The organism is Bacillus luti, assembly GCF_009739945.1.
Classification (GTDB): Bacteria; Bacillota; Bacilli; order Bacillales; family Bacillaceae_G; genus Bacillus_A; species Bacillus_A luti.
The window spans coordinates 2,671,722-2,684,255 of the sequence record NZ_CP040336.1 but is presented as its reverse complement, the minus strand read 5'-3'; the positions used below and the strand labels follow the sequence as shown (position 1 = coordinate 2,684,255).

Annotated in this window: 12 protein-coding genes; 9 read left to right on the top strand and 3 right to left on the bottom strand. The window is 33.2% G+C overall.

All coding sequences use genetic code 11. From position 1 onward, the window contains the following. Positions 1 to 12: 12 nt before the first annotated feature. Positions 13 to 441, bottom strand: coding sequence for a cell wall hydrolase (locus EUC40_RS13745; RefSeq protein ID WP_001128412.1), 429 nt, complete (start codon positions 439 to 441; stop codon positions 13 to 15). 156 nt (positions 442 to 597) lie between these two features. Here EUC40_RS13745 and EUC40_RS13740 point away from each other — a divergent pair, with 156 nt between their 5' ends. The 4 genes from EUC40_RS13740 to EUC40_RS13725 all read left to right on the top strand — a co-directional run bounded on the left by EUC40_RS13740 (position 598) and on the right by EUC40_RS13725 (position 4,409). Next, positions 598 to 1,512, top strand: a complete 915-nt coding sequence (locus EUC40_RS13740) for an acetamidase/formamidase family protein (protein WP_156575678.1) — start codon at positions 598 to 600, stop codon at positions 1,510 to 1,512. Positions 1,513 to 1,639: 127 nt separating this feature from the next. Beyond that, complete coding sequence (locus EUC40_RS13735; protein WP_156575677.1) at positions 1,640 to 2,347, top strand: response regulator transcription factor; 708 nt, start codon at positions 1,640 to 1,642, stop codon at positions 2,345 to 2,347. Further along, positions 2,344 to 3,327: a sensor histidine kinase gene (locus EUC40_RS13730; protein ID WP_156576944.1), complete on the top strand. Its 984-nt coding sequence runs from the start codon at positions 2,344 to 2,346 to the stop codon at positions 3,325 to 3,327. The genes EUC40_RS13735 and EUC40_RS13730 overlap by 4 nt, the downstream gene beginning before the upstream one ends. 182 nt (positions 3,328 to 3,509) lie before the next feature. Continuing rightward, the gene (locus tag EUC40_RS13725) at positions 3,510 to 4,409 is read left to right on the top strand and encodes a LysR family transcriptional regulator (RefSeq protein ID WP_156575676.1); all 900 of its coding nucleotides are present in this window, start codon (positions 3,510 to 3,512) and stop codon (positions 4,407 to 4,409) included. 74 nt (positions 4,410 to 4,483) lie between these two features. Here the strand turns inward: EUC40_RS13725 and EUC40_RS13720 are convergent, their stop codons facing one another. Further along, a complete protein-coding gene (locus tag EUC40_RS13720) occupies positions 4,484 to 5,473 on the bottom strand; it encodes an aldo/keto reductase family protein (RefSeq protein WP_156575675.1) in 990 nt (329 codons plus the stop codon). A gap of 517 nt (positions 5,474 to 5,990) precedes the next feature. Here EUC40_RS13720 and abc-f point away from each other — a divergent pair. The 5 genes from abc-f (at position 5,991) to EUC40_RS13695 (ending at position 12,069) form a co-directional block, all read left to right on the top strand. Beyond that, a complete protein-coding gene (abc-f, locus tag EUC40_RS13715) occupies positions 5,991 to 7,619 on the top strand; it encodes a ribosomal protection-like ABC-F family protein (RefSeq protein ID WP_156575674.1) in 1,629 nt (542 codons plus the stop codon). Between the two features lie 21 nt (positions 7,620 to 7,640). Then, entirely contained in the window at positions 7,641 to 8,222 is a 582-nt protein-coding gene (locus EUC40_RS13710; RefSeq protein WP_156575673.1) for a GNAT family N-acetyltransferase, read from the top strand. Positions 8,223 to 8,653: 431 nt separating this feature from the next. Then, a complete protein-coding gene (locus tag EUC40_RS13705; protein ID WP_156575672.1) occupies positions 8,654 to 9,424 on the top strand; it encodes an ABC transporter ATP-binding protein in 771 nt (256 codons plus the stop codon). Next, positions 9,399 to 11,330, top strand: coding sequence for an FtsX-like permease family protein (locus EUC40_RS13700; protein WP_156575671.1), 1,932 nt, complete (start codon positions 9,399 to 9,401; stop codon positions 11,328 to 11,330). The genes EUC40_RS13705 and EUC40_RS13700 overlap by 26 nt, the downstream gene beginning before the upstream one ends. A 67-nt stretch (positions 11,331 to 11,397) precedes the next feature. Beyond that, positions 11,398 to 12,069 carry a lipoprotein BA_5634 family protein gene (locus tag EUC40_RS13695; RefSeq protein ID WP_156575670.1) on the top strand — a complete coding sequence of 224 codons (672 nt, stop codon included), beginning with the start codon at positions 11,398 to 11,400 and terminating at the stop codon, positions 12,067 to 12,069. A gap of 76 nt (positions 12,070 to 12,145) precedes the next feature. Here EUC40_RS13695 and EUC40_RS13690 read toward each other — a convergent pair whose 3' ends face one another. After that, positions 12,146 to 12,487: a DUF3914 domain-containing protein gene (locus EUC40_RS13690; protein WP_156575669.1), complete on the bottom strand. Its 342-nt coding sequence runs from the start codon at positions 12,485 to 12,487 to the stop codon at positions 12,146 to 12,148. Positions 12,488 to 12,534: the final 47 nt, after the last annotated feature.

Genomic DNA, 12,534 nt, shown 5'->3' with positions numbered 1-12,534 from the left:
TTGCAAATTTTACTATCGTGAATACATTTTCGGACATTCATCACCACGTGGTTCATAAAAGCAATGGCTTTTAAACTGTCCTACAAACGGCTGATTATACCATTCAGGTGGACAAGCTCCAGTTGGACGGAAATACCAAAGAGCCCATCTTGCTGGCCAGCGCCATTCACCTTGTAAAACTTTTCTTGCGATTTCTTTTTCTGATTCACGAGCGCGTTGGTAAAAATATCCGTATTGTACAGCTTCAAATCCACCTGGGCTTTGATATACTGCATCATGTACGGTACGGAGTTGTTTAAAGTCTAAACAATCACAAAACACACGATTTACTACAACACATCCAACAAGTTGTTCGCCTTGCCGACCTTCGCCTTCAGCTTCAGCGCGTATTAATCGAGCGAGTAAGTCAACATCGCTTTCGTTATATGGAATAAGAGGCATAAGGATACCGCCTTTCTTTACCTGTTATAGTAAAGAGTGTATGTATGAAAATAAGCTAAGTGCTTTTCTATATGTAAATTCATTAATTATTAAAAGGAGCTTTTATGAAAAAAGCTAATTAGTAATTGTAGACCAATATAAAAGGGGAGAGATAATATGTATCGAATTCAAAAAGAACATATCATTTACGCAATGTCATCAGAAAATAAACCATGTATGGAAGTAGAAATTGGGAGTCGCCTTGTATTTGAAACATATGATTGCTTTGAAAATCAAATTGATTCTGAAGATGTGGTGTTTCAAGAGTTAGATTGGAATCGAATTAATCCAGCGACTGGTCCTGTATATATTAAAGGGGCCGAACCTGGTGATATATTAGTTGTAACGATTGAAAAGATTGAAATTGCAGAGCAGGGCGTTTTAACTACAGGTGCGAACCTTGGTGTAATGGGGGAAGATTTACATGAAAATACAGTGAAAGTCGTCTCAATACATAATGAACATGTTGTGTTTTCAAGTGAACTACAAATCCCGATTAATCCAATGATCGGGGTAATTGGTACTGCGCCGAAAGAAGAGAGTATTTCATGTGGTACACCGCATGATCACGGCGGGAATATGGACTGTAAAGAGATAAAGGAAGGGACAACGTTATTATTACCTGTAAATGTTCCTGGTGCTCTTTTAGCATTAGGTGATTTACACGCAGCGATGGGTGATGGTGAAATTGGTGTTAGCGGGGTTGAAGTTGCTGGTGAGGTAACTGTAACTGTTCAAACTATAAAAGGAAAGCGATGGCCTCTACCAATGGCTATTCAAAAAGGAAAAATAATAACGATCGCTTCAGAGAAATTGTTAGATGATGCAGCTAATCGCGCCGTACGTAATATGGTGACATTTTTATATGAAGAGTTGGGAATGTCTAAAGCTGACGCAACTCTTTTATTATCAGCAGCAGGTAATTTAAAAGTATGCCAAGTTGTAGACCCGCTGAAAACGGCACGGATGGAAATAGGAATGGATTATGTGGAGAAGCTGGGATTTATTTTGAATCAATTTAATATTAAATAGATAAAGATTAAAAAAGGATACTTTTGTATAAAAGTGTCCTTTTTTAATTTACGGATTTTGTGAAAAGAGGTAGTATTTATTTTGTATAAGTATATTTGAGATTGTGGAGCGAAAAAGGAGTTAAATAATGGTCAAAATAATGATTGTAGAAGACGATATAAAAATTGCAGAACTATTATCAACACATGTTGCGAAATACGGTTATGAAGGAATTATTGTATCAGATTTTCAAAATGTATTAGACATTTTTTTAGAAGAACAACCAGAGTTAGTTTTATTAGATATTAATTTACCATGTTTTGATGGGTACTATTGGTGTCGTCAAATTCGCGGGGTTTCTACATGTCCAATTTTATTTATTTCTGCGCGTGAAGGTACGATGGATCAAGTTATGGCGTTAGAAAATGGTGGCGATGATTTTATTTCGAAGCCTTTTCATTATGAAGTTGTGGTGGCGAAAATTCGTAGTCATTTAAGACGTGCCTACGGAGATTATGCACCAAAACTAGAAGAACGAATGATTGAGCAACAAGGTCTTTGTTTATATCCTGAAAGACTTGTGTTAAAGCTTAAGAATCAAGAGATTGATATTACAAGGAATGAAGCTATTTTATTAGAGACGTTAATGAAAAATTATCCGCGTGTAGTGAGCAGGGAAGTGTTATTAAATAAATTATGGGATAGTGAATCCTATGTGGATGATAATACTTTAAGCGTAAATACAACTCGTGTGCGTAAAAAGTTAAAAACATTACAGATTGAAGATGCAATTGAAACGGTTCGTAGCGTTGGATATAGAATGCATATTACTTGGGATACTGGTATGGAAAAATGATGAAGCTGTTTATACGTGATCATATACCGCTTATTTGTTTTACAGTATTGCAACTTCTCTCCATATTCCTTGTATATTGGTTTGATGGGCATAACCATATTGCAACGGCATTATATGCAATGTTTTTAGGTGTCTTTTTTATGGTAGGTTATTTAGTATTTCGTTACTTTACTCATCGTACGTTCTATGAAAGATTAGCAAATCCGTTGCATTCTTTGGATGAATCTGTTCAAAAATCAGATTTTGCTGTTGTATCTACTGCGCTTCAAGACTTACTGGAGGTACAATATCGACATTATCAAAATCAGCTGCAAATACAAGAGAGAAAAAATAATGATCACTTAACCTTTATGAATCAGTGGATTCATCAAATGAAAACACCCTTGTCTGTAATAGAATTAATTACACAGGATGAAGTGGATTCGCGTTTTGAAAGTATTAATGAAGAAACTGACCGATTGAAAAAGGGATTAGAGATGGCTTTGTATGTCGCGCGTTTAGAAGCATTTACACAAGATTTTTACGTGGAAAGAGTAAAAATCCATAAAATAGTGAATGATTCCGTGCATGAACATAAACGCTTCTTTATCCGGAACTTTGTTTATCCAGAGCTTAAAATTGAGAAGGACATTACAGTAGAAAGTGATGCGAAATGGTTACAATTTTTAATTGGACAAATACTATCGAACGCGATTAAATATTCATCTGGTAGTCGAGAGAAGATTAAAGTGAAAGCTTGTAAGGAAGGTAATAACGTTATACTTGAAATCGCCGATTATGGCGTAGGGATACCGAAGCAAGATTTACCAAGAGTGTTTAAACCTTTCTTCACAGGAGAAAATGGTAGAGATTTTAAAGAATCAACTGGAATGGGGCTATATCTTGTATATGAAATTACGAAACAATTAGGACATAGTGTGGAAATCCATTCAGAAATTGATAAAGGTACCGTTGTACGAATTAAATTTTATAATGTGTAAAAAATGCTTCAGGCTAAAGAACTTTTGAGATAAGTTTTTTAGCCTTGTTTTGTAATACTGATACAATTTGATAATGAAAGATTATGTACCTAAGAGAAGGTAAAAAGAATTACTAGACATATTAATGCTGGTTGGTAGTAAAAGAGATTTTTTGTTAGTTGTTAATGATAGGGGGGATTGTAATGGATATTCGGAAAATGAAATATTTTATAACAGTGGCAGAGGAATTAAATTTTAGTCGTGCAGCAGAACGTCTTATGATGGCGCAACCTCCTTTAAGTCAAGAAATTCGTAAATTAGAAGAAGAATTGGGAGTTCAACTTTTCCATCGAACAAAACGAATGGTTGAACTTACCGATGCAGGGGAAATATTTTTAGAAGGTGCGCGGCAAACGATAATTCAAGTAGATAGAACTATTAAAGAAACACAGCTTGCGGGGGAAGGGAAGATAGGACATTTAATAATTGGCTTTGTCGATTCAACAGGAATCGTTATAGATATATTAAAACAATTTCGAGAACGTTTCCCTAAAGTTCAACTTATATTACGAGAGATGACAACAGACCAGCAAATAAAAGCACTCTATGAAAAACAAATTCATATTGGATTTATTCGTTCCAAGCAAAATAATGAAATATTGTCTTCCGAAGTTTGTTCTAACGAACGTTTAAAACTAGTTTTACATGAAGATCACCCTTTCGTTTCGTTACCTAATATTTCTATTAAAGAACTAGTGGATGAACCATTTATTTTATTTCCTCGTCATTTCGGTACAAACTTTTATGATTTAATTATTAGTTACTTTTGGGAACATGGAGTAAGTTTAACTATTGTTCAAGAAGCGATTCAAATGCAAACGATTGTAAATTTAGTTGCTGTAGGAATGGGGATGTCTGTCGTTCCTTCATCGGTGGAAAGCTATAAAAAATCGGGAGTCATTTATAAAGAAATCAAAGAAAAAACACCATTAATAAATTTATATGCCGGATGGAGACATGATGAAAAGTCTGTCATTTTAGAGAACTTCTTAACAGTTGTTAGAGAGGTTTATACGACTTCACATTGTGAATTTAAAAGATAAAAGCCCATCTTTATAGGATGGGGAGTGGGCATTTTAAAAGGAATGCTTCTTTTTAGGTAGAACTCACTCATGTTTCAACCTGTTTTGCTAGGATCATACTCAACGAAACCTTTTAGTATCCCATCAATCTGATCCATAATTTCAGGTTGCAATTTCACAATAGAAGCAATTACGTTTTCTCTAATTTGCTCCGGATTGGAAGCGCCAATAATTGCAGAGGAAACAGCTGGATTTTGTAATACCCAAGCAACTGCGAGTTGAGGTAGGGTGAGATTATTTTCTTTAGCAATAGGATTAAGTTTCTGTATAGCGATAAGTACATTATCACTCATCCAACGTTGTACGAGTTTGTTGAAAAATGGTTTTCCTGCATCTGAATTAGCACGTGATTGGGCGGGGAGTGGTTTACCTGGTTGGTATTTTCCAGTGAGAATACCTTGTGCGAGAGGAGACCAAACAACTTGACCAAGTCCTTCACGTTGACATGTAGGTATTACATCCGTTTCGATAACTCGCCACAACATCGAATATTGAGGTTGGCTAGCAATAAGAGGGATGTTCAATTCTCGTGCAAGTGCTGCACCACGGGTAATTTGTTCTGATGTCCACTCACTTACGCCTAAATAAAGGATTTTACCTTGTCTTACAAGGTCAGCAAAAGCTAACATCGTTTCCTCAAGGGGAGTGGTTTTATCAAATCTATGTGCATAATAGATATCAATATAGTCTGTATGTAGCCGTTGTAAAGATGCATTACAATTTTCTATAATATGTTTTCGCGATAAACCTCGATCATTTTTTCCAGGTCCGGTCGGATGGCATACTTTTGTACAAAGTTCTATACTCTCTCTGCGTATGCCCTTCAAAGATCGGCCAAGTACTTCTTCGGCTACCGTGTCTGAATAAACATCAGCAGTATCGAACGTTGTAATTCCAACATCTAATGCGGCTTTCACACATTCATTTGCAGTATCTTCATTCACTTTTCCACCATGGTTTATCCAATTCCCGTATGCAATCTTACTTACTGTTAACCCACTGTTTCCGAGTTTGCTAAATTCCATTGTAGAATCCCTCCTTAAAAATGATAATTTTATTATAAGAACTAAAATGTAGTATGTATAATATATAATTAATCATAAATTTATATAAAAATTATATAAGAGGGAGTGCTTAGAAGTTTATTACTAGGGAAATCTAAAGGAATCATTACAATCAATGTAATTTGCGCTTGTTCAATATGAAGTAAAGAAATGATAAATAGACCTAGAAGAAAGCAATCTTTATTACAGCACATATAATTGCATTTACTCATACAGTACTATCATGGTACAATATGGTTACTAATGACGGAAAGGAATGATGGGTGGACGATGATTAACTAATCTTATTTTTAAATGTTGAAATTAAATAAATTTCAATTTCTAAAAAATAGGATTAGTCTGCCCAATTTCCATACAACGGTATTGCTATTTAGGTTGCGCAATAGCTTATTTGGGTATAAATATTTTAACGACTAATCCTGCCAAAATTACTTTGGGAGGATTTTTTATTCTCCCTTAATGAAAGGGATCGGTATTTATGAAAGAACTTTTAAAATTAAATGATGTTTATGTTGAAATAAAGGAAAATACTTTGTTAGAAAAAATGAATGTGACAGTAAAACAAGGGGATGTTATCGGATTAATTGGTAAAAACGGTGCTGGGAAATCAACGTTACTTCAATTAATAAATGGGAAGATTGAACCTTCAAAAGGGACTGTTGAATGGATGCAAATGAATATAACAACAGCATATGTTGAACAAGAAAAAGAATCTTTCGTTAGTAAGGATATGATTGCAAAAGAAGCAGAACTTCTTGCGAAATGGGGCGTGCCGACGAATGATTTTCATACTTTAAGTGGTGGTGAAAAGCTAAAAGTTCGATTAGCAAAAGGATTTGCCGAAAATCCTAATGTCTTAGTATTAGATGAACCGACAAATCATTTAGATGAGATGAGTACGGAACTTCTCATTAAGCAAATTAAAAATATGAAAGGTACAGTTATCGTCGTATCGCACGATCGATACTTTTTAGATGTTGTTGCGACTAGAATATGGTCAATTGAGGACAAGAAATTAATTGACCATAGCGGTAATTATACAAGTTATATGAAAGCACGTGAGCATAAAAGAATGACGCAGCAACGTGAATATGAAAAACAACAAAAAAAGATAGAACAAGTAGAAACTCATATAAAAGAATTAAGTTCATGGTCACAAAAGGCACATGCGCAGTCGACAAAACAAGAAGGTGTTAAAGAATTTTATCGTGTAAAAGCGAAGCGAATGGATGCGCAAGTGAAGTCAAAACGAAAGCGTCTTGAAAAAGAGCTGGAGAAAACGAAAGTAGAACGTGTGAAAGAAGAGTATTCAGTCGAGTTCTCTATTCAAGCAAATAAAAAAGTAGGAAAACGCTTTTTAGAAGTAAAACAATTGAGAAAAGAATTTAATGGACGAACATTATTTGAAAACGTTAATTTTACAATTCAACACGGTGAGAAGGTTGCGATTATTGGGCCGAATGGTAGCGGGAAAACAACTTTACTGAAGATGATTATGGGGGACGAAACTGCTGAAGGAGAAGTATGGATTTCACCATCAGCAAACATCGGTTATTTAACTCAAGAAGTATTTGATTTACCACTTGATAAAACACCAGAAGATTTATTTTATAAAGAGACATTTGAAGAAAGAGGAAAAGTCCAAAATTTAATGAAACATTTAGGGTTTGAAACTTCCCAATGGAAAGAGCCAATTCGATATATGAGTATGGGTGAACGAGTAAAATGTAAGTTAATGGCTTATATTTTAGATGAAAAAGATGTACTTATTTTAGATGAACCGACGAATCACCTAGATCTTCCTTCACGGGAACAGCTTGAAAATACGTTAGGAGAGTATAATGGAACACTCGTTATCGTTTCTCACGATCGATATTTCCTGGAGAAAACAACTAAAACCAAACTCGTGTTTTCAAATCAAACGATACAAAAGCAACTAAAAGAGCCTATTAAAACAAGAGATGATATTGAAGAGCTACGTTTAAAGTTAGAAACAGAAAGACAAGAAGTATTAGGTAAATTAAGCTTTTTAACTTCTAACGATAAAGAATACAAAGAACTTGATGAACGATTTATAGAACTTACGAAGCAGATTAAGGCGCTTTAGTGTAAGGAAAGGGGGATTAACATGGGAGAAGAGAGTTTGACTAAGTTATTTAGAATAGATTGTGGAAATGTATATTTGCAAGAGTTTATGGTCAAAGATGCAGAGAGTATTTATAAAATATCCAATCAACCGGAAATAGAAAAGTTTTTACCAGACTGGAAATCGACGAAGGAACAGAGGATTCATTGGATTATCAATGATGAAATACCAGCAAATAAAGCATTTCTAGCTGCCGTGAAAAATACATCTAACATAGATGGACACTCCTTACATTTAGGGATATTTATGAAAGGTACAAATGAGCTTATTGGATGGTGCTGTACGGCTATTAAAGAAGAACTCCCTTCACCGAATAGAGAAATTATGTATGCTATTTCAAGTGCGTATCAAAATAATGGCTACGCTACGAAAGCGACTAAAGGAATGATTGAATATTTGTTTGAAAATACAAATGTAACTATTCTTAACGCAATTGCTTTAATTAGCAACATAGTTTCAAATAAAGTTATTGAAAAATCTGGATTTACTTATAAGAGCCAACAAACGATAGAAAACCAACTATATAATCATTATCAATTGAGTAAATCAGAATGGATAAAGTGAAGACTAATAATCCGTGGTGGGTAATAACGAAATGAAAAATATAGCTCCTTAACAGGAGCTATAATGGTATAAAATCATTATAAAAAAGCTTAGAGCTAAGACTCTGAGCTTTTCTTCGTACTATTTGATAAATTGTTGTTCATTGTTTTGATGTTATATAGTTATTCTTTATAGTATATTGATATACACCATGTTGCTAACAAAGAATACAAGTTGTCTCGGCAACTAGAGATATGTAGCATTGAATTTTATGCCGCTATGCAAATAGTATAAGATAGATATACATCGATTATAGTTTGAAAGTATATTTATTATCTGTTTTTTTAGAAATCTTACAAGCGTGTAAGATAAATGAAAGATGAATCAATATGAGCTATAAAACAATTCATTTACACTTTATAGTAAGCAGTGCAAATGAAGGGAGAATATAAATGGAAATTTTACATGCAAAAAGTATTAGTAAAGTATATAAAGGGAAAGTACCTTATAAAGCATTAGTAGATATTGATTTATCAATTCAAGAAGGTGAATTTGTAGGAATTATGGGGCCTTCAGGTAGCGGAAAAACAACGTTATTAAATATGGTATCTACTATCGATTCTCCCACATCGGGAGAACTATTAATAAATGGTACAAATCCTTTCCAATTATCATCAGACAGTTTAGCTTTATTCCGTAGAAAACAATTAGGATTTGTTTTTCAATCATTTAATTTACTTAGCACACTTACAGTAAAGGAAAACATCGTATTGCCGATGACGTTAGATGGTGTTTCTGTACAAGAAATGAACAAACGAGTGGAAGAAATTGCAGAAAAATTAAATATTGCAGATATATTGAGTAAAAGAACGTTTGAAATATCAGGGGGACAAGCACAAAGAACCGCAATCGCTCGTGCTATCGTGCATAAGCCGCAATTATTACTTGCAGATGAACCTACAGGGAATTTAGACTCTAAATCTTCAAATGATGTAATGGAGATGCTAGATACTCTTAACAAAGAAGAAAAAGCAACGATGATGTTAGTTACACATGATCCTTATGCAGCGAGTTTCTGCACTAGAGTTATATTTATTAAAGATGGTCAATTATATAATGAAATATATTGTGGTGAAAGCAGACAAGCCTTTTATCAAAAGATTATGGATGTCCTTTCTTTGTTAGGAGGGAAAAGGCATGACTTTTCGTCAGTTCGCATTTAACAATATTTTTCGCAATAAGCGTACTTATGCAGCTCATTTTTTAAGTAGTGCATTTTCTATTATGATTTTCTTTACGTATGCTCTTCTATTATTTCATCCTGATTTACAAGGTGAGCTAAAATCGACAAGTGCAACAATAAGTGCAATGGGTAAAATGGGATTTACAATTTCACAAGGTTTGATTTTTATATTTTCATTTTTCTTTATTTTATATTCGGTTAGTTCATTTTTAAAAACGCGTAAAAAAGAGTTTGGCATATTAATGATGCAAGGTATGTCAATGAGACAGCTAAAAAAATTATTATTGATTGAAAATATGTTAATTGGATTTGGTTCGATTTGTGTAGGCATTCTCATAGGTCTCATATTTTCCAAACTAGTTTTGTTGATAAGTGCAAGTGTATTAATGATAAGTAATGGCTTACCTTTTTATATACCAATGCAGGCTGTAATATTAACTGTCATCACGTTTCTTTTCTTATTTTTAATTGTTTCGCTAGTTACATTTAAAATGATAAAAGTAACAGAACTAGTGGAACTTATACAGGCAGAAGAAAAGCCGAAGCCTGAACCGAAAGCTTCAATTTTATTATCACTGCTATCTTTAATTAGTATTGGATGTGGATATTTTTCAGTATTTCAATTTATCTCAAGTCATAGCTTTATTGCACTTGGAATGGGTGTACTACTAGTAATTATAGGAACGTACTTTTTATATACACAGTGTAGCGTTTACATATTACATCTTGCTAAAAGAAGTGAAGCTTTCTTTCTAAAGAGAACAAATATATTAACATTTTCAGAATTAATTTATCGAATGAAAGATAATGCAACAATGTTTTTTATAGTATCTATTATTTCAGCAGTTGCATTTACAGCAATTGGTACAACAGCTGCTCTTGGAAATAAAGAATTGGTAAGGATGACAAATCCGTATACATTTCTCTATGTAGGTCCTGAAAAAGACAAGATGGTGGATAAACATCTCTCTATTATAAAAAAACACCTTTCTGATGCTAATATTCCGTATCGAATGGCTGCAACGTCATTTATATATACAGAAAGTAATGTATATATAATTAAGTTAAGTGAATATAATGGACTTGCGAGAGCGCTTGGATATCAACAAGAAACAATTGAAAAAGAAGATGAAATTTTATTAATACCTGGAATGGTATCGCACAAGCAAGAATTTAAAAATGGTGATTATAAAAAGAAAATTGAAGTCATTCAAGGTGATTGGACAAAGACATTTCGTGTGAAAAAAGCTGTAGAAAATTTAGTTTTACCACATGATACTACTGGTATTTTTATTGCTGTTCAAGATCATGTATTTGATCGTATTCCTTTTAATGCCAATCAAGATGATGTAGTTGTTCAAGATCGTACGTACGGATTTGTTGTAGATGACTGGATAAAGACGAAAGAAATTTCAAATCAATTAAATAGTATATTCGATGAAGATGCAAGAAAAGGTAATTTCAGTTTTCATGCTTTAACATTAAATTTGTTAGAAGCAAAGCAAATGAATGGATTATTACTTATGGCAAGTGTTTTAGTCGGAATAGTCTTCTTTACTTTCGCTGCTAGTTTTATCTATTTCCGGTTATATACAGATTTGGACCGTGATCAACAGCAATATAAAATGATTTCGAAAATGGGATTAAGTAAGCGAGAGCTAAAAAAAGTTGTAACGAGACAGTTATTATTAATGTTCTTCTTACCAATTATCATTGCAGTGATTCATACTGGAGTTGCGTATATAGCGCTGCAACAATTAGTCGATTTTTCTATTTTAAATAGCTCGATCGTTATTTTAATTTCATTTATATGTATACAACTTTTATATTTCTTTATAACTCGTTGGCGTTACCTGCAAAAGCTGTATAAAACTATGGAGCAATAGAGTATTTCACCTAAAAAGATTACAAAAAAGCATATGAAAAATGAATTGAATTATGAAAGGAACTGCGATGAGAAGAACTGTAACTATTTTGATATTAACTATATTACTTTTAATAAGTTTTAGTGCATGCTCAAAAAAGGACTCCACATTTCCCGCAAACGGTGTATTAATCATTGGAGATGAAAATAAAACATCATCAATTATTAATCGTTATCAGGAAATTACGAAAGAAAATGAATTGTTTTCTGTGAAAACAGGTAAATTTGGAAACGGACAGGTATTAATTTTAAATGAATCTACCGCACAAGCATTGATTAAAGCTAATATTTTTCGTAAACGAGATAATGGATCCAATTTTATACCTATAAATACGTTACCAAAATTCTCGAAAGAGGGTTCGTTACTGTTCGCGCAAGAAGAAGAAAAGAATTTGAAAAGTATTGAATTAGAAGGAAAAGAGATTTCTTTTACATATAATAGTGACGCTTGGATAGGTAATACGCGGAAGTATCCAACGCAATGGTATGTAATTGTAGCGAAAAATAGTGTATATAAAGAAATACAAGCAAAGGAAACGAAAATGCAACTTCTACATTTGAAAAAGTCTATAGGTGACGAGAAACCTAAAATGTCGACAGATAATACATTGATTAATGAAAATGTCAAAGTAAACAAACTAATTAAAGGTTTGGAAGGAGAAGTATCTTTTCAGTTTGTAACAATTGGAGAAAAATTTTAAAAAAGAGTTCGAGGTTGATAGAAATTTTATCAACCTCGAACTCTTTTTAGTTTATCGACCAATCAAATATTATACTTTACATTACTTCATTTAATCGTGTCGCACTCGTTTCTTCAATCACAATTGAATTTTGAACCGAATTATTTTGAGCTTCTTTTTCTTTACGAACTTTTTGTAGCATTTCAAGGATGATCCATAAAGGAACACCTTTATCTTTTAACATCTTCCATAAATCCAATTCGTTAAATTTATGCTCAGGTTGTTTCATTTCTTTTTCAGATGAACGAATATCAAATTTGATTGGATCATTTAATTTTGTATCTTCAAGTTTACTAGAAGAGATATTATTGCGCTCAAGAGTAGTAGGAGTTAATTTAGTAGGTTGAGATAGTGTGTGAGTATTTAATCCGATGTGCATATCGCTTTACCTCCTTTTCATGTAATGAAGATAGTTTTTCATAATGT